Consider the following 21,079-nt stretch of genomic DNA (forward strand, 5'->3'; position numbering starts at 1 on the left):
TTTCTCGATATCCGTCCGCCCGGGAACCCGGGTGGGGTCTGCGTCACGATCCGACCACCTTCTCGGTGCGGTCGGCGGTGTGGTTCTCGTCGTCCTCGGCGTCCTCGACGTGGGCCGGGACGAGGAGGGTGAAGGTGGAGCCGGTACCGGGCTTGCTCCACAGGGTGATCTCGCCGTGATGGTTCGCAGCGACGTGCTTGACGATGGCCAGCCCGAGGCCGGTGCCTCCGGTGGCCCGCGACCGGGCCTTGTCGACGCGGAAGAAGCGCTCGAAGACCCGCTCCTGGTCCTCCTTGGCGATACCGATCCCCCGGTCGGTGACGGCCATAGCGACCTTGCCGTCGCGCAGCGACCTGCTGATGGTCACCGGTGAGCCGGCCGGGGAGTAGGCGATCGCGTTCTCGATGAGGTTGGTGAGGGCGCTGACGAGCAGCGTTCGGTCGCCGAGGATCTCGAGACCGCTCGGCCGGTCGGTGCTGATGGTGATCGAGGCGTTCTCGGCGGTCAGGCGCGTGCGGTCGAGAGCCTCGTCGACGACGTCGTCGACGTCTACGACCTCGAGATCGGGCAGTTTCTCGGCACCCTGGAGCTTCGAGAGGGCGATCAGTTCGGTCACCATGTTGCCGAGGCGCGTCGCCTCGCGTTGGACCCGTTCGCCGAAGTGGCGGACGGTCTCGGGATCGTCGACGGATTCGAGCAGCGCCTCCGCGAGCAACGCCATCGCGCCGACGGGGGTCTTCAGTTCGTGGCTGATGTTGGCCACGAAATCGCGCCGGGTGGCCTCCATGCGGACGTGCTCGGAGTCGTCGAAGGCGTAGAGCACGACGAAGCGCGGGTCCTGGTCGAGCAGCAGCCGGACGGTGCAGCGCACCGCGACGGGCTCGCGGCCGAACAATGCCTTCGCGCCCAGGTCGAGTTCGATCGGCTTCCTCTTCTCGAGCACCTGGCAGGCGGCCGCCCAGGCCCGGTCGTCGATCTGCCGGTTGCGGACGAGGCCGAGTTCCTCGGCGCGCGGGTTCGACAGGACGACGTCGTGGAACTTGTCGACCACCGCGATACCGGTCGACGCCCCGTGCACGACCCGGTCGAGCACGTCGAACATCGTGAGGTCGGCTTGGTCGCTACCGTGGGCCCGGCGCTGCACCAGCCTCCCGGCGGCGACGGTGACGATCCCGCCGAGGACCGCTGCGACCACGGCCAGCAACACGGCCTGCGTAACACTCACACTTCGAATCGTAATGACACCGGTACCCCACCGGACAGCGGGTCGACGGCATTTCCCGCACGTCACACCCCATTTTTCGGATGTTGGAGTGTTGTTCACCCTTTGTTCGCCCAGAACGGACCACTCTGCGACGGACCTGCACGAACGAACCGACCCCGTCACCGAACGGCAACGGGGTCGGATCTCGCTTCCGTGAGGCTGCTACTTGGCGCCCTGGTTCGCGACCGCCGCCGCACCGGCAGCTGCGGCCTCGGGGTCGAGATAGGTGCCACCCGGGTTCAGCGGGCGCAGGTTCTCGTCGAGGTCGTAGCGCAGCGGGATGCCCGTCGGAATGTTCAGGCCCGCGATGTCGTCGTCGGAGATCCCGTCGAGGTGCTTGACGAGCGCGCGCAACGAGTTGCCGTGCGCGGTGACGAGCACGGTCTTGCCCGCGAGCAGGTCCTGGGAGATCGTCGACTCCCAGTACGGGATCAAACGGGCGACGACGTCCTTCAGGCACTCCGTGAGGGGAACCTCGTCGACGTCGGCGTAGCGCGGGTCGGCGTCCTGGCTGTACTTCGAACCCGGCTCGATCGGCGGCGGCGGGGTGTCGTAGCTGCGACGCCACAGCATGAACTGCTCCTCGCCGAACTCGTCCTTGATCTCGGACTTGTTCTTGCCCTGGAGCGCGCCGTAGTGGCGTTCGTTGAGACGCCAGTCGCGGATGACGGGGATCCAGTGCCGGTCGGCGGCGTCGAGCGCGAAGTTGGCGGTGCTGATCGCGCGGCGCAGCAGGGAGGTGTAGGAGACGTCGGGAAGCACATTGTGCTCGGCGAGGAGGGCACCGGCCCGCTTGCCCTCGGCGATCCCCTTGTCGGTCAGATGCACGTCCACCCAGCCGGTGAACAGGTTCATCGCATTCCATTCGCTCTCGCCGTGGCGGAGCAGAACAAGTGTTCCGATAGTCATGACCCAATCCTGACATGCACGGATGGGGATTCCGCCACGGGCGCCCCCGATCGTGGGCCATATCTGACAATGTACGTTGCCAGGAACGCGGGAGTCGGCGCCGCGCACCACAGTTCGTCATCACCGACACACACGGGATTCGATGTCACACCGGGGTCCGCAGCCACACCGGGGTCCGCAGCCCGACGGACGCATGTCCCGCCGCACCGCCCTCGGCGCGCTCGGGGCCGCAGCCCTGCCTGTCACGGCGGGCGCACAGCCGAGCCGCCGCGCACCGGCGGTGCACTCCGGCGGACGCCGGGTCGCGATCCTCGGCGGCGGGATGGCCGGACCGGCCGCCGCGCACGAGTTGATCGAACGCGGCTTCGAGGTCACCGTCTTCGAGCCGACCGCGCTCGGCGGCAAGGCGCGCAGCATCCCCTCCCCCGGCACCGCGGCAGGCGGCCGCCTCGATCTGCCCGGTGAACACGGCTTCCGCTTCTTCCCTGGCTTCAACCAGCACATCCCGCGGGGTCGCTCGCGAACCGGCCCGAGGCACACACCGCGATCCCGAACCTGTTCCTCGCGGGCGACTACGTCCGCAACGACATCGACCTCGCGACGATGGAGAGCGCGAACGAATCGGCGCGGGCGGCGGTGGGTGCGTTGCTCCAGACTGCGGGCTCCCCCGCCGCACCGCCGGCACTGTACAAGTTGCACGAACCGCCCGAACTGGAACCCTTGCGGCGCATCAACGCCGACCGGTACCGAGCGGGACAACCACACATGCTCGCCTGATCGGGCAGGGTCCTCCACGGCCCGAGAGGTCGAGGCCCGGCGGTTCCGTAGCAGGGGCCGGACAGCGGCATCCCCGGGAGACACACGATCTCCCGGGGATCCACACGTCGCCGGTGCGCCCGTCAGGCGTTCAGGGCGCGCAGATCCTTCCGAAGAATCTTGCCCGCAGAGGATTTCGGCACCGTGTCGATGAACTCGACCTGGCGGACCTTCTTGTGCGGCGCGACCCGCGCGGCCACGAAGTCGATGACCTCGTCCTCGTCGATCGTCGAATCCGGCTGCCGGACGACGAAGGCCTTCGGAACCTCCTCGCCCTCGGCGTCACGGACGCCGATCACCGCGGCGTCGGCGATCTGCGGGTGCGTGAGCAGCAGAGCCTCGAGCTCGGCCGGCGGCACCTGGTAGCCCTTGTACTTGATGAGTTCCTTGAGCCTGTCGACGATCCGGACGGCACCCTTCCCGTCGACCGTGGCGATGTCGCCGGTGTGGAGGAAGCCGTCCTCGTCGAGGGTGTCGGCCGTGGCCTCGGGATTGCCGAGATAACCGACCATGACGTTCGGTCCCTTGCACCACAGTTCGCCGGGCGCCGAAACGCCGTCGCCGGTGGGATATTCGACTTCCTCGCCGGTGGCGGGATCGACGATCTTGCATTCCATGTTCGCGATCGTCGGTCCCACCGAATCGAGTTCGGTCTCGTTGTCCTCGAAGGGAATTGCGTGCGACACGGGAGACATCTCCGACATGCCGTATCCCTGCCGGACGTTGCAGCCCAAGCGCTTCGCGACCGATCCGGCGAGTTCCTTGTCGAGCGGTGCAGCACCGGAGAAGACCGTGTGCACGCTCGACAGATCGTACTGGTCGACGAGGGGGTGCTTGGCGAGCGCGACAGCGACCGGCGGCGCGATGAACACGTACGTGCACTTGTGTTCCGAGATGTAGGTGAGGAAGTCGACGAGGTCGAACTTCGGCATCGTCACCAGCGACGCGCGGTTGTACAGCGCGGCGTTCAGCAGCACCGTCATGCCGTAGATGTGGAAGAACGGCAGCAGTGCGAGCACGCGGTCGTCGGCGGCGATACCCATCCGCGGGGTGATCTGGCAGACGTTCGCGACGAGATTGCGGTGCGTGAGCATCACGCCCTTGGGCCGGCCCGTCGTGCCCGAGGAGTACGGCAGTACCGCGAGGTGGGTGGCCGGATCGAACTCGACGGCGGGAGCCGGTGAACCCTCGGTGAGCACGTCGCGCAGGGACGGATGGCCCTCGGCGCCGTCGAGCACGAAGAGCAACTCGTCGGGGATCCCGGCGGCCGCGGCGGCCTCCTTCGCCTGCGGCAGGAACGGGGACACCGTGCACAGTGCCACGGCCCCCGAGTCGTCGAGTTGCTTCGAAATCTCCCCGGCTGTGTAGAGGGCGTTGATCGTGGTCGCGGTGGCGCCGGACCTCAGGATGCCGTGGAAGACCGAGGCGAAGGCCGGCACGTTGGGTGCGAGCAGCCCGACGACCTTCCCCACACCGATGCCCCGGGCGGCCAGCGCTCCGGCGACGGCGTCGATGTGGGCCACGAGCGTGCGGTAGTCCGTCACGGTGCCGGACGCGCCGTCGATGAGCGCGGGTCGATCGAGCTCGGACTCGTCGAGCGAACCGAACAGGAAGTCGTAGACACTCGATGCCGGGATGTCGACGTCGGGAAAGGGACTGCGGAAACTCATTACTCATCCTCCGAGCATTCTGCTGGCACGCCGTGCCGACTTTCGGTCGAGTCCACACTACCGCAGCGGTTGTGAAGCCCGTCACACGCGCTGTGTGAGGATTGCGAGGATACCGTTCCCGGCGCGGTTCGCCTGCCGGAGAGCACGAACCCCGCGTGCGACGGATCGCACGCGGGGTTCGGAAGCTGCTGGAGCTGCGCTCACGATGTCGTGTGAGCTGCGCTCCCTACGCCCGAGGGCGCTGCGGTCAGAGGTACTGACCGCAGACCGGCCATGCACCGACGCCCTGTCCGGCGAGGACGTTCTCGGCGACGCGGATCTGCTCCTCGCGCGAGGCGTTGTTCGCGGTTCCCGAGCCACCGTAGGCCTCCCAGGTGCTCTGCGAGAACTGCAGACCGCCGTAGTAGCCGTTACCGGTGTTGATCGCCCAGTTTCCACCGCTCTCGCACTGTGCGACGGCATCCCAGTTGCCGGATGCGGCGTTGGCGGTACCGGCACCCAGAGCGAACGGGGTCGCAACGAGTGCAGTGGAGGCAGCGAGGGTGCCCAGGGCGCGCTTGATCGTGAACTTTGCCATGTGGATGAATCCTTTCCGGCTGCTTGCGAGGCCCCCGACGCAATGGGTCCGCCACATGTGGGCTGGACGGTCGGTGCCGGCGACACGGTGCGGTGCTCGCGCACGCCCGGTCGCTCTCTCGCTCCACCCCTCGGCAGGTTGTGGATCCGACAATCCCGCGGGGGTGGAACGAGCGGCTGCGGGGCCGGTGTGTAACGCCCGTCGGTATCGGGCCTACATCGACGGTAAGGGTTCATCACGGCGAGGTCACGGGTCGATTTTCCGGTACGGCTGTGCGAGAAACCGGACCGGCGATCGACAAAACCCCAGGTCGCTTCGCGGGAACGCACCGTTTCCCGGACGTTTCCAGCGGATTTCGATTGTGGTGATGGTCACACCATACGGCCGTGCAGACCTCTCCAACCGGACATGTTCACGGCGAGATAACGGTGTCCGGCAACGCCGTCACCCGTTCGCTTCGCGCCGATCCTCGGGTTCGTCGTCGTCCACATCGGGCTCGAACGGCGTGCCGGTCTCCTCCTCGATGAGGTGACGGAACGGCTCGAGATTGCGCAACGGTTCGCCGCGCGAGACCCGCCACTCCCATTCGCGCTTGATGGACGTGATGAACCCGATACCGAGGATGATGTTGAAGTCGTGGTCCGCCGCCTCGAGGACCTGCCCGAGGACCGCGTCGATCTCCTCGGGGGTCACCGCGTGCGCGGCGATGCGTCCCACCAGATAGATGTCGCCGACCTTGTCGAGCGTGTACGCCACGCCGTAGAGGCGACGGTTGCGGCGCAACAGGTAGCGGTACACCGATTCGAAGTTCTCGTCCGGCTTGCGGCACACGAACGCCTCGACCCGCACACCGTGCTGTCCGACGCTGAGCAGCGTGGTCGTCTTGAGCTTCTTCTCGCCCGGGAGCTCGACGACGAAGTGCCCGCCCTCCTTGACGGAGAACTCGAGCTCGCGATCGCGCAGCGTCGATTCGATCAGTTCGATGAGCCGGTCGCTCATGCCGTGACTCCCCTCGTCCGTCGCAACTTCCACACTCCACGCTGCCGTCGCAGCGAGTGCTCGCCGGTACCGAAGGCGCGGTTGCGGCGCATCCCGGCCCGTCGGTAACTGTCGAGCAGTCCTTCCGCGGTGTGTTCCCACGAGAAGGACTCCGCATGCACGGGCGCGGTCGCCGCGAATCGGGCGAGACGATCCGGATCGCCGACGAGCGACCGCAACGCCGTCGCCCAGTCGTCGATGCGGTGCCCGTCGACGAGCACGCCGGTCTCCCCGTCGCGCACGGCGACGCCGAGACCACCGACGTTCGCGGCCAGCACGGGCGTGCCGCAGGCCTGCGCCTCGATCGCGACGAGACCGAAGGACTCCGAATAACTCGGCACCGCAACGAGATCCGCAGCCCGGTAGACCTGGACGAGACGGTCCGGCGGCTGCGGCGGGAGGAAGGTGACCCGCGACGCGATACCCAGTGCGGACGCGAGTTCGATGAGCGCGTCGGGGCGCTCGAGACCCGTTCCCGACGGGCCTCCCACGACGAGGACCCGCAGCGGCATGCCGGGGTCGTCGGCGAGGGCCCGCGCCGCGGCCTCGAGCAGCACGTCGGGAGCCTTGAGCGGCTGGATGCGGCCCACGAACGCCACGACGGTCTCGCGCGGATCGAGTCCGAGCTCGGCGCGGGCGGCCGCGCGGTCGCCGGGCCGGTAGCGGTTCAGGTCGGCGCCCGGTGCGACGACGTCGATCTTCGCGGGATCGGCCCCGTAGATGCGTTCGAGCTGCCCCGCTTCGTCGGCGGTGTTGGCCACCAGGCGGTCGGACTCCGCGACGACCTGCTGTTCCCCGATCTGCCGGGCTGCGGGTTCGGGGGTGTCGCCCTCGGCGAGCGAGGCGTTCTTCACCGCGGCGAGCGTGTGGGCGGTGTGCACGAGCGGCACACCCCAGCGGTCGCGGGCGAGCCAACCGACCTGCCCCGACAACCAGTAGTGCGAGTGCACCAGGTCGTAGTAGCCCTGCGGGTGCCGTGCCTCCTCGCGCAGCACGCCGGCAGCGAAAGCGCACAGCTGCGTCGGCAGGTCGTGTTTGTCGAGGCCTTCGAAGGGGCCGGCCTCGATGTTGCGGACGAGCACCCCGGGCGCGGCCTGCTGGACGGCCGGATCGGCCGACGAGGTCGCGCGGGTGAAGATCTCGACTTCGACGCCGCGACGCGCGAGCTCGACGGCGGTCTGCAGGACGTACACGTTCATACCGCCTGCGTCCCCGGTTCCGGGCTGCGCCAGCGGCGAGGTGTGGACCGAGATCACGGCCACGCGGTGCGGGCGGCTGGGCTGGGACGTCACCCCTCCATACTGCCCTGCTGCCGATCTTCGCGTGTCGCCGCCTCCGCCGTCGCGGTGCGAGCGAACTCTCCGACCTCCGACACGAATCGGTGGGGATCTTCGACGAACGGACCGTGGTCGACGCCCTCCCAGATCGAGGTCGTGGCGCGTCGCAGCAGCGACGCCGCGTGGTGCGCCGCGGAGACGTCGACGACCGAGTCGGCGTCGCCGTGCAGGAGGAGAACCGGCACGTCCAGGCCGGCGAGCAGGTCGTCGTTGCCCACCGCCCGGTCGAACAGCGCCGCACGGACGCGCGGCGGGGTGGACAGGCTCGCGCCGAACAAGGCCTGCGACACCGCACCCTTGCCTTCGAGGAGAGCGCTGCCCTCGACGACGGGACCGGTGAGGGCGTTGCCGAAGGAGCCGAGCGCGCGCACCGCTTCCTTCGGGTCCTCCGACATCGCGGCGGGAATCGCGGCACGCATCGAGGCACCGACGCGTCCGCCCTTCTCGCCACGGCCGATGCTCGTGATGGCACCCACGAGAACCAGGCCGGCGACGGCTCCCGCGCCGTGTTCGGCGAGATAGTCGCAGATCACCAGGCCGCCGTACGACCAGCCGAGCAGCACCGCCGGGTTCGTCTCGGAGACGTTCTCGGCGGCGAGCACCGCGGCGAGGTCGCCGGCCCACAGGCTGCGATCGGCGTATCCGGTCTCGGGGGCCTGCGAATAACCGTGTCCGCGCAGGTCGACGGCGACCACCCGGAAGTCGCGGGCGAGTGCGTCGAGAACCCCGTCGCCCCAGCACTGTGACGACTGCGCCCACCCGTGGAGCAACACCAGAACCGGTGCCGTCTCGGAGCCGAATGCGCGATAGACGAGGGAGGTGCCGTCGATACCGGCCACTTCACGAACTGCCATGCGCGTCACTCTAACCGTGCTCGCACATGGATCCCGCCGGCACAGGTGACCGCGAGGATGCCCGCGGCAACCGCCACGAGATATCCGGTGCCGGCGTCGGTCCGGTCGATGACCTGTCCCACCAGCGCCGAACCCGCGGCGACGCCGACGCCGAGACCCGCGACCGTCCAGGTGATGCTCTCGGTGAGCCGGTCGGGCGGCACGATCTGCTGCGTCAGCGATGTCGCCACGATCATGATGGGTGAGATCGCGCATCCGGCAACGAAGTACAGCACCGTGAGCATCGGCACCGAACCGGCGAGCAGCAACGGGCACAGCAGGACGGCGAGAGTGCCGGTGGCGGCGAACAACTGGCGGGTCGGAGCACTCGATCCCACCCGGCTACCGAAGATCAGGCCGCTCGTCGCCGAACCCGTCGCGAACAGCGCGAGCGCGAAGGTGGCCGATCCCGGAGAGTTCTGTTCGGCCGTGAACGCGACGGCCGCGACATCGATCACCCCGAAGACGACACCCATCGCGACCATAACCACGACGATCGACAGGAGGACGGGCATGCGCAGGATGTTCGTCCGCGCACGGTCGTCGGTGTGCGGTTGCACGGGAGGCTCCGTGCTGCGCAGCGCCGCGAGGGCGAGGGTGCCGACGAGCAGCAGGACGGCGCCGAGCAGCGGGCCGGCCTCGGGGAAGACTGCCACGCTCAGGCCCACCGACAGGACGGGGCCGACGATGAAGCACACCTCGTCGACCACCGCTTCGAGCGCGAAGGCGGTGCGCAGTCGCGGGGTGCCGCCGTAGAGCTGTGTCCACCGCGCCCGCACCATCGCGCCGATCGTGGGCATGAGTCCCGCCGGGATCCCGCAGACGAACAGCCACACCGTGGGCACCTCGAACCGGACGCCGGCGAGCATCGCGAGGGTGGCGACCGCACTGACGGCCGCGGCCGTGGGCAGGACCCGTCGCTGGCCGTACCGGTCGACCGCGCGGGAGACGAGCGGGGTGAGCACGGCGTACGACAGCGCGAACACCGCGGACAGTGCGCCGCCGACCGCGTAGTTCCCCTCGAGCTGGGAGAACATCGTGACGATGCCGATCCCGACCATCGCGATCGGCAGGCGCGCCACGAATCCCGCCAGGCAGAACGCGGCTGCCCCCGACGCTGCGAACAACTCGCGGTACGAGCCGCCCTTCTCTCCTGTCACGTACTTCTCGCGTTCTCTTCGGTCCGATCCGGTCCGGTCAACGTTATGGCCGACCGACCACGCGAGGTGCAGGTACCTCCCGACCTCCGGACGTCGCCGCCCCATTCCGCACGTTCCGTGACGGGAACGGCCATGCTGGGTACATCCGGGGAACGGACAGGACGGATCTACGGAACGGAGCGGGCATGGCGGTGCACGAACGACACGGGCGGCTCTCACCGAAGGAACTCTCACCGAGGAGTCTGTGGACCCGCTACCGCGCGTCGGGAGCGGATCTGCCCTTCGGGAATCCTCTCGCCGCGCACGGCGTCGCGATGGAGGGTTACTTCTGGCGCTTCACCCAGCCCGGAACCGGCCGCGTCGTCATCGCTCTGTGCGGCGTAAACCGTGCGGACGACTCGGGAGGGCCCGGCTCGCACTGGGCGACGCTCGGTCTGGCCGCCCATCCCGGGGGTTTCCTGCGCACCGCCGCGCATCCGGTGGCCGCTTCCGATCCCGATCGGCTCGGCGCATCGGCCGGCGACGTCTTCTGCGGCGACAGCGAACGCGTGTGGATGGATCTCGGCGACGACGCCCGTCTCGACATCCGGTTGTCGGATCTGTGGCTCTGGCCGCGACGCCGCTTCGGCGCGTCGAGCGTGTTCCATTCCGTCCCCGGTCTCAACCAGTACTGGCATTCCTGGCTGCTCGGCGGCCGGGTGGAAGGGCACGCGATCCTCGGCGACGAGAAGTGGGATCTGACCGGCGCCCAGGTCTACGGCGAGAAGAACTGGGGCAAGGGTGGTTTCCCCGAGTCGTGGTGGTGGGGTCAGGCGCAGGGATTCGCCGACCCGCAGGCGTGTGTGGCGTTCGCAGGCGGGCAGGTGCATTCGGGTCCGCTGCACACGGAGGTCACGGCGGTCGTCGTCGCACTAGCCGACGGGCGCATCGTGCGGCTGGGCAATCCCGTCACATCCCCGGTCCGGGCGACGGTCACCGACGAGAGCTGGCACCTGCGCGGCCGCAATGCCCGCTGGAGCGTGGAGATCTCGGGAAGTTCACCCCTCGGAGCGGCACACGTCCTGCCGGTCCCCGTGCCCGCGGAACGACGGAACGTCGCCGGTTCGATCGAACATCTCGGCGGTCGCATGACCGTGACGGTCCACGAACGCGGGAAACTGGTGTGGGCCGACGAATCGCACTCGGCCGCACTCGAACACGGCGGGCTGGACCGGGCCCGGGCGGAACTCGACCGGCGGGGCGCCGCTGCGGACGCGACGGACGCCCCACCGAGCGTGTGAATCCGACGGGATCGCTCAGAGTTCGGTGCGCTTCATCGCCGCGATCGGATCCGAGAACAACGAGCTGAGCGAGACGACACCCGCGGCGTGGGCCTGCACCCGGTTGCCGAAGCCGGTGATGCGGATGTCCTTGCGCGGCAGGGTGGTCGACGCGGCGAACGCGCGGGCGACGTGCGGAACCGCGGCCGGGTACTCGGTGAAGGCCTGTCCGCCGAGAATCACACGGTCGGGATTGAACAGGTCGCGCAGCATTCCGACGGTGCGGCCGAGCACGGTGGCCCGCTCGACGAGCAGACCGTGGGCGGCCTCGGAACCGCCGCGTGCGAGGCGGTAGAGCGACTGAATGGTGTTGTCGCCGTCGGCGAGGATGCCCTCGGCCACCGCGCGCTGCACGACCGCCCGATCGCTCACCGTCGCCTCGAGGCAACCCGTGCCGCCGCACGAGCACCGGGTCGACGAACCGGTGGGGAAATGCGTCACCGAACCCGGACCGCCGGCAGGGGTGTGCACCTTGCCCTCGAAAGTGATTGCCACACCGGCCGTCTCACGAACGTAGAAGTACAGGCCGGTGCCCTTGGCCTCGGGGGCGTCGCGATCGGGGGTGAGGAGCAGTTCGGAGGCGGCCATCGCCTCGACGTGCGCGGCCACCGAGACCGGAAGCCTCATACCGCCACCGACGATCGCGCCGACCCGGGCGTCGACCCAGCCGAGTCGCGGGTGCGTGACGACGGCGGTGTTCGAGTCCACCCGCCCGCCGAGTGCGACGCCGACCCACAACGGGGCGCGACGGTGCCACCGCCCGGCGAAGGCCTTGGCGCTCGCGGTGATCGACGCGAGCGCGGCGTCCTGGTCGCCGGTCGGCGTGGGGACCTCGACGGCGCCGATGATGCGACCGCGCAGGTCGCTGGCGACGATGCCGGTGGTGACGGCACCGATGTGAATGCCGACCGTCAGGTACCGCTCGTGGTCGACCTCGACGGGAACACGCGGCCGGCCGACCGCGCCGGGTTCGGTCAGGTCGGCGCGCTCACGCAGCAGACCTGCCGAGAGCAGGGCCGACACCTGACGATTGACGGTGGCGATGCTCGCACCGGTGACCTTGGCGATCACGTCGCGCGAGACGGGGCCGCGGTTGGCGGCGACACGGAAGACCGACGCCCCGGTGCCGTCGGCGATACGCAGGTCCGGCGGAACGATCCTGACGGGGCTCGACACACGGGAGGTGCGGGGACGGACGACCGTCGCACGCGTGGATCCACGGACGGCGGAACCGGCGGCGCGACGGGGCGCGGACGACCGCGAGGGAAGGGAAACGGACGGCGAGAGAGTGGGAACCGACACGGCGCTGATCCTTGGCTGCTGATCCGGACGTGATGACCGGAGAACGGGCGGGAGACGATCGACGCACCGAGACCCCGACGTGGAGAACATGATCGGAGACGGACCCGCACAACGAGGGCGGGATCGGTGCGGAGTTACTTTCCGCAGCAGCGACAACAGAGTTCGCGCGCCAGAGGCAGCCGTGATCCCAGCGCGGCGGTCACATAGGTGACCCGCGGTGCGGAGGCGTGGCCGACTGACATGTCGCTCAAACTATCGCCCGAACCGCGTCGTGTCCAATCCTCACCGATCCGGTGGGAAATCTTCCTGCACGTCCCCGCGTGCGTGCGCGGTCTCCGCCGACACCGGGGCGAGCAACAACGCCTCCCATGCGTCGACGAGCGCGGCGAGTTCTGCCGTGGTGGGTGATTCGCCTGCACGGTGACACCGCGCCAGCGCACCGACGGTGCCGGAGTAGACCAGCCGCAGACGCTGCCCGGCGATATCGTCGGGCAACGGCCCGAGCAGGGTCCGTAGCGCGGTGTCGGACCGGCGGCCGCTCTCGGTTCCCGTCGGTCCGGTGACGCGGAAGCACTCGGCGAACCGGTCGTGGTTCGACAGCCGGTCGAGGAAGGCGACGTAGTGGTTGTTGCGGCCGAGCGTGCCGGCCAGGGGGCGGATGATCACCCACAGCAGGTCGCGGACCGAGAGGGTCTCCCGCGTCCGCAGCATCTCGGCGAGGAGCGCTTCCCGCTGGGAGTTCAGGGCGGGCAACCGGTGGGAGAAGACCGCCTCGAGCAACCCCTCCTTGGTGCCGAAGTAGTAACCGACCACGGACGAGTTGTGCTGTCCGGCGGCCTTGCGGATGTCGGCGAGGGTGACCCCGTCGTATCCACTGCGGGCGAAGAGTCGCTCAGCGGCTTCGACGAGCCGGATCCGGGTCTGTTCGCCCGAACTGTATCGACCGCGGGTGGTGGTCATACGCCGCAGGGTAGCCGCACGGAAAGGACTTCGCAGGCCGGGACGTACGGCGGCATCCGGTGCCCGACACTACGATTGCCCCCATGAGCATCTCTCCCGATTCCCGCGTCGCCGTCGTCACCGGAGCCTCCTCCGGAATCGGCGAGGCGACCGCCCGCACGCTCGCCGCACAGGGCTTCCACGTCGTGGTGGGCGCACGCCGCCTCGACCGCCTGCAGAAGCTCGCCGACGAGATCGGCGGTACCGCGCTCGAGCTCGACGTCACCGACGAGGATTCGGTCGACGCTTTCACCACGGTGCTGCCGCGGGTCGACGTGCTGGTCAACAACGCCGGTGGCGCCAAGGGACTCGCACCGGTGGCCGAGGCCGTCGAGGACGACTGGCGCTGGATGTGGGAGACCAACGTCATCGGCACCATGCGCATCACCAAGGCGCTGATCCCCAAGCTCATCGCCTCGGGCGACGGCCTGATCGTCACCATCACCTCGGTCGCGGCCTTCGAGGCCTACGACAACGGCGCCGGCTACACCTCGGCGAAGCACGCGCAGGCCGTGCTGCACCGCACGCTGCGCGGCGAACTGCTCGGACAGCCCGTCCGCCTCACCGAAGTCGCGCCGGGCGCGGTCGAGACCGAGTTCTCGCTGGTGCGCTTCGAGGGCGACAAGGATCGGGCCGACAAGGTGTACGAGGGCATCACCCCGCTCGTCGCCCAGGACATCGCCGACATCATCGGCTTCGTCGCGTCGCGGCCGTCGCATGTCAACCTCGACCAGATCATCGTCAAGCCGCGCGACCAGGCCAATGCCGGCCGGTTCCACCGCGTCACCGACTGACCCACCGCGGTGGTGGGCGCGGCGAGGCGGTCGCGCCCACCCCCGTCGGTACTGTCACGGTCACCGTGGGTGGGCGGGAGCTGGTCTTCGATCCCGCCACCGCCTTCGGGGTGTTCGACCGGGGGCGACGGGCGGGCCGTCCGTCAGATCACGCAGTTCACGGTGACGGGTTCGGGATGCAGACGGACCCCGAAGGCGTCCTCGACGCCGTCGCGCACCGTCCGCGCCAGCGCCACGAGGTCCGCGGCCGATGCCGTTCCCCTGTTGGTGAGCGCCAGCGTGTGCTTCGTCGACAACCGCGCCGGTGCGTCGGCGCTGGGGAAACCCTTCACGAAACCGGCCCGCTCGATGAGCCATCCGGCCGACAGTTTGGTGCCGCCGTCCGCGGGGAACTGCGGGATGCGCACGTCCTCCCCCACCTTCGCCGCGATGGCCGCGAGCACCTGCGGCAGGCGGTCGTCGGGGACGACGGGATTCGTGAAGAACGATCCGGCGCTCCAGGTGTCATGGTCGTCGGCGTCGAGCACCATGCCCTTGCTGCGGCGCAACGCGAGCACGTGCTGGCGTACCTGCGCCGCCGGCCGGCGCTCGCCCTCCTCCGCACCCAGCGCGACAGCGAGCTCCCGGTATGCGAGGGGTGCGGACGAACCGTCGCTCCGCACGTCCAGTTCCACCTCGAGGACGACCGCTGCGTCGGTGTGCTTGAGGATGCTGGTCCGGTAGCCGAGACCGAGTGCCTCGGGGCCGGCCCACGAGTCCTGGCCGGTGGCGCGGTCGAACAGGCGGACGCGACGCAGGATCGAGCCCACCTCGACGCCGTACGCGCCGACGTTCTGCACCGGCGTCGCTCCCGTGGAGCCGGGGATGCCCGACAGGCATTCGAGGCCGCCGAGGCCGGCCTCCACGGTGGCCGCGACGACGGCGTCCCATTCGGCTCCCGCGTCCACCCGGACGTGGTCGTCGCGGAGTTCGACACCGGTGGTCGCGACACGCACCACCACGCCGTCGAAGCCGTCGTCGCCGATCACGAGGTTGGAGCCACCCGCGAGGAGCAGCAGCTGCACTTCCTGCTCGTCGAGCAGGCGCACGACCTCGATCAACGACGCGGTGGACGTGCATTCGACGAGATACCGGGCGGGGCCACCGAGCCGGAGGGTCGTGAATTCCGACAGCGACACCTGCTCGGACACCGTGGCTCCCGTTTCGACGAGCCGGGCCCTGGTACGTGGATCAAGCACCAGCAAACGGTAGCGTGCCCCGTATGGGCAGCCCTATCGACCACACTGCGAACTACTCGTCCCCGCCTGCTGCGGTCCACGCGGCGTTCGTCGATCCGCAGTACTGGCAGACCCGGCTGCGTGAGGTCGGTGGCCCGGGTGCGGCGGTCGAACGCGCCGACACCGGCGACGGCACGATCGAGCTCGACCTCCATCAGGCCATCCCGGCCGAACACCTGCCGAGCATGGTCACGAGCCTCCGCCCGGGCGATCTCGTCATCCGGCGTCACGAATCGTGGGGAGCGCTCGCCGACGGCCGCGCCGAGGGCAGGTTCTCGGCCCACGTCGACGGCATGCCCGGCGAGGTCACCGGTGGGATGACGCTCATCGCCGACGGCGCGGGCTCGTCCGTCGTCATCGAGGGCACCGTCGAGGTGAAGATCCCGTTCCTCGGTTCCAAGATCGAGGGGATGATCGTCGAGCAGCTCGTCGAGCTGTTCGACGCGGAGCGCACCTTCACCGAGCAGTGGTTGAACGGGGACCACTCGGCCTGATCGCACCCCCGCTGAGCTCTCCGTGGACGGTCGCGATTTCCGGGCAGGCCGTCCGGCGCGGTAACCTGGCCGGTCGTGGCACGGCGTATCGACTACTCCGCCCGCTTCCCTCATCCACCGGAGCGGGTGTACGAGGCTCTCGCCGACCCCGCCCACTGGGAAGCGCGGATGACCGAGATGCGCAAGTACTCGGAGAACCACGTCCGCGAGTTCACGGTCTCCGAATCGGGCATCGCGCTGGTGTTGCACCACGTCCTGCCGCGTTCCGACCTGCCGGAGATCGCCCGCACGGTGATCAAGAAGGACATGGTCATCACGCGCAAGGAGAACTACGGGCCGTTCACCGACGGCGCGACCGGCACCTACCAGGCGTCGATCCCCGGCGGTCCGGGTAGCCTCACGGGCACGATGGAGCTCTTCGGCGACGACCATGGCGCCACGCTCCGCACCACCTCCGAGGCCAAGGTGCACATCCCGTTCGTCGGCGGCAAACTCGAAGAACTCATCCTCACCAATCTCGTCGACGTGTTCCGCACCGAAGCGGCCATCACCGCCGACTGGCTCGCCGGTCGGTAGCGCGTGCGGAATCGAGGACCCGTCGGTGTCGTCACGCGCGGCACCACCGGCATCAACAGGCTGCGCCGCAGCGACCGCTGGGCGATGCACGACCCCCACATCATGAGGGCGTTGACGCACGCCACCGACCCGCTGGTGGTCGATCTGGGTTACGGCGCCATGCCGGTGACGACCCTCGAACTCGCCGCGCGCCTGCGTCGGGTCCGCAGCGATCTGCGCGTGGTCGGTCTCGAGATCGATCCGGACCGTGTGGTCCCGGGCCGCGACGGTGTCGAGTTCGCCCGGGGCGGCTTCGAGCTCGCGGGCCTGCGCCCGACCCTGGTCCGGGCCTTCAACGTGCTCCGGCAGTATCCGGAGGAGGCGGTCGAACCGGCGTGGGCGCACCTGCGTTCCGGTCTCGCTCCCGGCGGCCTGCTCATCGACGGCACGTGCGACGAGCTGGGCCGGCGCTGCGCCTGGGTGCTCCTCGACGAGCACGGTCCCCGTTCGCTGACCCTGGCGTGGAGCCCGTTCCACGTGGAGAGACCGTCCGACGTCGCCGAACGGCTGCCGAAGGCGCTGATCCACCGGAACGTCCCGGGCGAGCCGATCCACGCGCTGCTCCGCGCGGCCGACCGGGCGTGGGCGACGAGCGCTCCGCACGCGGCGTTCGGGCCGCGGATCCGATGGAAGGCGACGCTCGAGCTGCTGCGAGATCAGGGCTTCCCGGTGTCTCCGCCCCGCCGCCGTCTGCGTGACTGCGTGCTGACGGTGCCATGGGACGCGGTCGCGCCCGCCGGCGCATCCGTTGCATCCGAGCTGGTCGCGGTCTGAGACCGTCTGTCCGAGTTCGTCGTCGCTCCGGTCGGTCAGCCCGCGGCGAGGAGCGCGAGCTCGATCCGGTCGGCCACCGCGGCCGGCTGGTTCGCCACGGCGGCGTGCAGCTGGTCGGAGTCGACCCGGCCGAGCGCGATCGCGTCGCCGACGAGTTCGTCGAGCACTTCCTGGGACACGCCGCCGGCCGCGAGGTCGACCGCGGTGCGGGCGGGTGTGGTGATCCGGAAGGCCCCGACGACCTCGCAGTCCTCCTCTGCCAGCGTCCGGTGATGCAGCGCGAGCCGGTTGCTCGGCACGGTGCGCTGGTCGGGTGTGGACAGGTGCAGGAAGCGGGGCTGCAGGTGGCCCATGCCGTGCAGGTCGGCGGCGCTCTGGTGCGAGACGACCGCTTCCCCCTCGTACCAGGTGCACCATTGGGCGAATTCGTCGAACTTCGTCCGTGGGCTGTCGCTGAGGCGGAACAGTTCGGTCTCGACGCGGATCCACAGTCCCGCCTCGATGCGTTCCGCGAAGTCGTGAGCTGCTATTCCGTGACCGACGGCCTGGCGTGCGGTGAAGAACCCGGCTTGTGTGGCGGCGAGGCGCCGCAGCGAGTCGTCGGCATCGGCCCGCCCGGTTGCGTCGTAACCTGAATCCGTCCACCCTGTCATGGCGCCCAGCGTAGCCGAAGAATGTGGTACACCTCACATATTTTCCTCATCCTGTGGCCGTGTGCTCAGTCGATCCTCAGCGTCGTCCGGAAGAATCGGCGACCATGACGCAACGGAAGCGCAACCGCACCGTCACGATCGCCGTCGTTCTCGTCGCGGCGCTGGTCGCAGTCCTGGTGGGCGCGGAGGTCTACGTCCGCAACCGCGCGACGGCCTGCCTCGCCCAGTCCTTCGAGAGCGAGCTCGGCACGGGAGTCGACGTCGACCTGAGCTGGAAGCCGGTGTTGCTCCAGCTGCTCGACCGGCAGGTTCCCTCGGTCGCTCTCGACAGCGACGACACCGCCTTCGGTCCGGCCCAGCAGATGCAGGTGCACGCCGAGGTCAACGACGTCGACCTGCGCGACTCCGCCGAGGGCGCCGGCACCATCGGCAGCTCGAGTGCCGACGTCTCGTGGCCCACCTCCGGGATCCTCGCGACCGTGCAGAGCCAGTCGGTCGGCGGCCTCGTCACCGATGTCACGGCCGACGAGAACGCGGGCACCCTGACGTTCACGGTCGGCGGCCAGGGTCTCGCGGAGTTCACCGCGCGACCGGTGGTGAACGGCGGTGTGGTGACGGTCGAGACGACCGACGCGACGATCCTCGGCATCGGGCTCCCGACGGCCCTCGTCGACGGCGTCGTGGAGATCCTGACCTCAGGTCTGCAGCAGTACCCGCTGGGTATGCAGGCCACCGAGGTGAACGTCACCGACAGCGGTATCGATCTCCGCCTCGAGGGTGGCCGCTTCGTGCTGCCGGAGGCCCCGCAGGGACAGCAGCAGCAACAGCAGGAGGGCAGCTGCGGCCTCCTGTCGTGAGCGAGGAGGCCGGTCCGGCAGACCGTCGAGAGCTGTCGTCAGCTCTGCAGCCCGTCCAGCACCGCGCGGCTGCCGGACAGTCCGAGTCGCGTCGCTCCGGCCTCGATCATTGCGACCGCGTCCTCGGCGGTGCGGATGCCGCCGCTCGCCTTGATGCCGAGCTTGCCGCCCACCGTCTCCGCCATGAGCGCGACCGCGTGGGTGGTGGCGCCACCCGCGGGATGGAAACCGGTGGAGGTCTTCACGAAGTTCGCCCCGGCCTTCTCCGCGGCGCGGCACACCTCGACGATCGCCTCGTCGCAGAGCACCGCGGATTCGATGATGACCTTGAGGACAGGGTCGAAACCGATCGCTTCACGCACGGTGAGGATGTCGGCGAGGACGGCGTTGTAGTCGCCGGCCACCGCTGCGCCCACGTCGATCACCATGTCGATCTCGCGTGCGCCCTCGTCGACGGCGAGTCGCGCCTCGGCGCCCTTGATGAGGGAATGGTGCTTGCCGGAAGGGAAACCGACGACCGTCGCGACCGTGACCCCCTCGGCCCGCAGGGGCAGCATCGACGGCGACACGCACACCGCGTACACGCCGAGTTCGACGGCTTCGTCGACGAGGGCCCGCACGTCCTGCGAGGACGCTTCGGGCTTGAGGAGGGTGTGGTCGATCATCGACGCGACCTGCGCGCGGGTCAACGTAGTTCCGGACATGACTGCAGCTTTCCACACGGCGAGATCCGACGGCCGTGCTCAGCAGGCTTCGCCCCGTGCCGGGTAGTCGATTCCCATGGAAATCCTGGTGATCGCGCTTCTCGTCGCAGTTGTGGCCGTCGTGGTGGTCCGGAGGAACAGCAGACGGCGATAATTCGATACCGCCGCACCGCTTCGGCCACGACAATGATCGCGTGCTGATCCGTCGAGAACTCCCCGCCGACGTCCGTGCGACCGCCGACGTGCATCGCGCCGCGTTCGCGCCGTTCGCCCCGGAAGGTCGCGAGCCGGTCGAGCCCGGTCTGGTCGCGTCGTTGCGGGCGAGCGACGCATGGCTGCCGCCGTTGTCGCTCGTGGCCGAGGACGCCTCGGGCGCGATCGTCGGCCAGGTCGTCGCCACCCGGGGTCACGTCGGCGCCACCCCTGCCCTGGGCCTCGGTCCACTCGGTGTCCGTCCCGATTTCCAGCGCTCCGGCGTGGGCGCCGCTCTCATGCACGCCGTGCTCGGTGCGGCGGATGCCCTGGACGAGTCGATCGTGCTCCTGCTCGGACATCCCGACTACTACCCCCGCTTCGGTTTCGTGCCCGCCGCCGAACTCGGGATCTCCCCCGACGTCGAGGAGTGGGCGTCCCACTTCCAGGCACGGGCGCTCACGGCACACGACCCCGAGCTGCGGGGCACCTTTCGGTACGCCGAGCCGTTCTACGCCTTCGAGGAGCAGGCATGAACGACGATCCCGAGAACCCCTGGGCCGATTCCGCCGAGACCGCACGCACCTTCGACGCGGCGAGCGGGGATTTCGACGAGCTGACCCCGACGGTGTGGGGACCGGCCGGGCAGGCACTGGTCTTCCAGCTCGGCGTCGCCCCCGACGAGGCGGTGCTCGACGCGTGTTGCGGAACGGGATCGTCCGCGCTTCCCGCCGCCGCCGCCGTCGGACCCGAAGGTCTCGTCCACGGCGTCGACGTCGCCGACAAGATGCTCGAACACGGCCGCCTGACCGCGGAACGCCGCGGCCTGAAGAACATCGAATTCGTCTGTGCGGACGCCTCGCAGTGGGAGGCACCGTCGGACGTACCCGACGCCGGCTACGACGTGCTGTCGATCTCCTACGGGGTGTTCTTCCTCCCGGACATGGACCGAACCTTCTGGCGTCTGGTCTCGCTCGTGAGGCAGGGCGGACGCGCCGGCGTGACGGTCTGGCGACGCGGCGCGATGGAGGAGTTCTCGTCGATCGTGTTCGATGTCGCGTCGCGCTACTCCCCCGGGCTGCGCGAGCGCGGCGTCCTGCGCGACCGCACACCCCTGCACCGGATCGACACTCCGGACACACTCGAGGCGTGGCTCGCGGACGCCGGAACCGATTCCGTGGAGGTCCGCACCCTGTCGAATCTCCTTCCGGCGACGGAGGAGTTGTGCTGGTCGCTCGTAACGGGCGCCGGTTTGCGCGCGGTGCTGACCGGGCTCGACTCCGGGCAGGTGGCGGCGGTGCGGCAGCAGATCGCCGAGGAGGTCACCGCACGCGGACTGCGCACGATCGATGCGACCACTCTCGTCGCCACGGGTACGGTTCGACGTCCTCCGGTCTCGGGCTGACGACCGGAGCCAGGGTCTACCGGGAGCAGG

At 69.4% G+C, this 21,079-nt stretch carries 22 protein-coding genes and 1 pseudogene; 10 read left to right on the plus strand and 13 right to left on the minus strand.

The features are described 5' to 3' along the window. Nucleotides 1–43: 43 nt before the first annotated feature. Nucleotides 44–1,225 (minus strand): ATP-binding protein, encoded by a 1,182-nt coding sequence (locus RBB84_RS14180; protein WP_052039928.1) that lies wholly within the window; start codon nucleotides 1,223–1,225, stop codon nucleotides 44–46. Between the two features lie 201 nt (nucleotides 1,226–1,426). Continuing rightward, a complete protein-coding gene (locus tag RBB84_RS14185) occupies nucleotides 1,427–2,173 on the minus strand; it encodes a phosphoglyceromutase (RefSeq protein WP_019291191.1) in 747 nt (248 codons plus the stop codon). 193 nt (nucleotides 2,174–2,366) lie between these two features. On the opposite strand from RBB84_RS14185, the pseudogene RBB84_RS14190 reads away from it, so the two are divergent. Together RBB84_RS14190 and RBB84_RS14195 are read left to right on the plus strand one after the other, a co-directional pair. After that, a pseudogene (locus RBB84_RS14190) lies at nucleotides 2,367–2,681 on the plus strand (FAD-dependent oxidoreductase); the annotation flags it as partial. A gap of 95 nt (nucleotides 2,682–2,776) precedes the next feature. Next, a complete protein-coding gene (locus RBB84_RS14195; protein WP_197481783.1) occupies nucleotides 2,777–2,950 on the plus strand; it encodes a hypothetical protein in 174 nt (57 codons plus the stop codon). A 122-nt stretch (nucleotides 2,951–3,072) separates the two neighbouring features. On the opposite strand, the gene RBB84_RS14200 is transcribed toward RBB84_RS14195, so the two are convergent. The 6 genes from RBB84_RS14200 to RBB84_RS14225 all read right to left on the minus strand — a co-directional run bounded on the left by RBB84_RS14200 (nucleotide 3,073) and on the right by RBB84_RS14225 (nucleotide 9,664). Beyond that, on the minus strand, nucleotides 3,073–4,659 hold the full coding sequence (locus RBB84_RS14200) for an AMP-binding protein (protein ID WP_033096121.1): 1,587 nt from the start codon (nucleotides 4,657–4,659) through the stop codon (nucleotides 3,073–3,075). A gap of 247 nt (nucleotides 4,660–4,906) precedes the next feature. Then, nucleotides 4,907–5,236, minus strand: coding sequence for a transglycosylase family protein (locus RBB84_RS14205; RefSeq protein WP_006552360.1), 330 nt, complete (start codon nucleotides 5,234–5,236; stop codon nucleotides 4,907–4,909). Between the two features lie 444 nt (nucleotides 5,237–5,680). Next, the gene (locus RBB84_RS14210) at nucleotides 5,681–6,235 is read right to left on the minus strand and encodes a YbjN domain-containing protein (RefSeq protein WP_006552361.1); all 555 of its coding nucleotides are present in this window, start codon (nucleotides 6,233–6,235) and stop codon (nucleotides 5,681–5,683) included. After that, on the minus strand, nucleotides 6,232–7,566 hold the full coding sequence (gene mshA / locus RBB84_RS14215) for a D-inositol-3-phosphate glycosyltransferase (protein WP_006552362.1): 1,335 nt from the start codon (nucleotides 7,564–7,566) through the stop codon (nucleotides 6,232–6,234). The genes RBB84_RS14210 and mshA overlap by 4 nt, the downstream gene beginning before the upstream one ends. Then, nucleotides 7,563–8,465 (minus strand): alpha/beta hydrolase, encoded by a 903-nt coding sequence (locus tag RBB84_RS14220; RefSeq protein WP_033096122.1) that lies wholly within the window; start codon nucleotides 8,463–8,465, stop codon nucleotides 7,563–7,565. Before RBB84_RS14220 ends, mshA begins: the two co-directional genes overlap by 4 nt. Before the next feature lie 5 nt (nucleotides 8,466–8,470). After that, complete coding sequence (locus tag RBB84_RS14225) at nucleotides 8,471–9,664, minus strand: MFS transporter (protein WP_033096123.1); 1,194 nt, start codon at nucleotides 9,662–9,664, stop codon at nucleotides 8,471–8,473. Between the two features lie 185 nt (nucleotides 9,665–9,849). Between RBB84_RS14225 and RBB84_RS14230 the strand changes: the two genes are divergently transcribed. Further along, nucleotides 9,850–10,944, plus strand: a complete 1,095-nt coding sequence (locus RBB84_RS14230) for a tocopherol cyclase family protein (protein ID WP_052039929.1) — start codon at nucleotides 9,850–9,852, stop codon at nucleotides 10,942–10,944. 15 nt (nucleotides 10,945–10,959) lie between these two features. Here the strand turns inward: RBB84_RS14230 and RBB84_RS14235 are convergent, their stop codons facing one another. Further along, nucleotides 10,960–12,159 (minus strand): ROK family transcriptional regulator, encoded by a 1,200-nt coding sequence (locus RBB84_RS14235; RefSeq protein ID WP_231911932.1) that lies wholly within the window; start codon nucleotides 12,157–12,159, stop codon nucleotides 10,960–10,962. A gap of 408 nt (nucleotides 12,160–12,567) precedes the next feature. Further along, nucleotides 12,568–13,245, minus strand: a complete 678-nt coding sequence (locus RBB84_RS14240; protein ID WP_033096125.1) for a TetR/AcrR family transcriptional regulator — start codon at nucleotides 13,243–13,245, stop codon at nucleotides 12,568–12,570. A gap of 83 nt (nucleotides 13,246–13,328) precedes the next feature. On the opposite strand from RBB84_RS14240, the gene RBB84_RS14245 reads away from it, so the two are divergent. Further along, nucleotides 13,329–14,078, plus strand: coding sequence for an SDR family oxidoreductase (locus RBB84_RS14245; RefSeq protein WP_006552368.1), 750 nt, complete (start codon nucleotides 13,329–13,331; stop codon nucleotides 14,076–14,078). Between the two features lie 143 nt (nucleotides 14,079–14,221). Here RBB84_RS14245 and RBB84_RS14250 read toward each other — a convergent pair whose 3' ends face one another. Next, a complete protein-coding gene (locus tag RBB84_RS14250; protein ID WP_033096126.1) occupies nucleotides 14,222–15,268 on the minus strand; it encodes a UDP-N-acetylmuramate dehydrogenase in 1,047 nt (348 codons plus the stop codon). A gap of 71 nt (nucleotides 15,269–15,339) precedes the next feature. Between RBB84_RS14250 and RBB84_RS14255 the strand changes: the two genes are divergently transcribed. The 3 genes from RBB84_RS14255 to RBB84_RS14265 all read left to right on the plus strand — a co-directional run bounded on the left by RBB84_RS14255 (nucleotide 15,340) and on the right by RBB84_RS14265 (nucleotide 17,238). Next, a complete protein-coding gene (locus RBB84_RS14255; RefSeq protein ID WP_006552370.1) occupies nucleotides 15,340–15,849 on the plus strand; it encodes a DUF2505 domain-containing protein in 510 nt (169 codons plus the stop codon). 75 nt (nucleotides 15,850–15,924) lie between these two features. Continuing rightward, complete coding sequence (locus tag RBB84_RS14260) at nucleotides 15,925–16,425, plus strand: DUF2505 domain-containing protein (RefSeq protein WP_033096127.1); 501 nt, start codon at nucleotides 15,925–15,927, stop codon at nucleotides 16,423–16,425. A 3-nt stretch (nucleotides 16,426–16,428) separates the two neighbouring features. Beyond that, nucleotides 16,429–17,238 carry a methylase gene (locus tag RBB84_RS14265; RefSeq protein WP_033096128.1) on the plus strand — a complete coding sequence of 270 codons (810 nt, stop codon included), beginning with the start codon at nucleotides 16,429–16,431 and terminating at the stop codon, nucleotides 17,236–17,238. A gap of 35 nt (nucleotides 17,239–17,273) precedes the next feature. Here the strand turns inward: RBB84_RS14265 and RBB84_RS14270 are convergent, their stop codons facing one another. Further along, the gene (locus RBB84_RS14270; protein WP_006552373.1) at nucleotides 17,274–17,891 is read right to left on the minus strand and encodes a type IV toxin-antitoxin system AbiEi family antitoxin; all 618 of its coding nucleotides are present in this window, start codon (nucleotides 17,889–17,891) and stop codon (nucleotides 17,274–17,276) included. Between the two features lie 104 nt (nucleotides 17,892–17,995). On the opposite strand from RBB84_RS14270, the gene RBB84_RS14275 reads away from it, so the two are divergent. After that, nucleotides 17,996–18,748 carry a DUF2993 domain-containing protein gene (locus RBB84_RS14275; protein WP_033096129.1) on the plus strand — a complete coding sequence of 251 codons (753 nt, stop codon included), beginning with the start codon at nucleotides 17,996–17,998 and terminating at the stop codon, nucleotides 18,746–18,748. A gap of 38 nt (nucleotides 18,749–18,786) precedes the next feature. On the opposite strand, the gene deoC is transcribed toward RBB84_RS14275, so the two are convergent. Continuing rightward, nucleotides 18,787–19,452 (minus strand): deoxyribose-phosphate aldolase, encoded by a 666-nt coding sequence (deoC, locus tag RBB84_RS14280; protein WP_033096130.1) that lies wholly within the window; start codon nucleotides 19,450–19,452, stop codon nucleotides 18,787–18,789. Nucleotides 19,453–19,646: 194 nt separating this feature from the next. Between deoC and RBB84_RS14285 the strand changes: the two genes are divergently transcribed. Together RBB84_RS14285 and RBB84_RS14290 are read left to right on the plus strand one after the other, a co-directional pair. Next, nucleotides 19,647–20,180, plus strand: coding sequence for an N-acetyltransferase (locus RBB84_RS14285; protein WP_006552376.1), 534 nt, complete (start codon nucleotides 19,647–19,649; stop codon nucleotides 20,178–20,180). After that, a complete protein-coding gene (locus RBB84_RS14290; protein ID WP_033096131.1) occupies nucleotides 20,177–21,049 on the plus strand; it encodes a class I SAM-dependent methyltransferase in 873 nt (290 codons plus the stop codon). Before RBB84_RS14285 ends, RBB84_RS14290 begins: the two co-directional genes overlap by 4 nt. The last annotated feature ends 30 nt before the right edge of the window (nucleotides 21,050–21,079 follow it).

It is taken from the genome of Rhodococcus sp. D-6 (genome assembly GCF_040256695.1).
In the GTDB taxonomy this organism is placed as follows: domain Bacteria; phylum Actinomycetota; class Actinomycetes; order Mycobacteriales; family Mycobacteriaceae; genus Rhodococcus; species Rhodococcus pyridinivorans.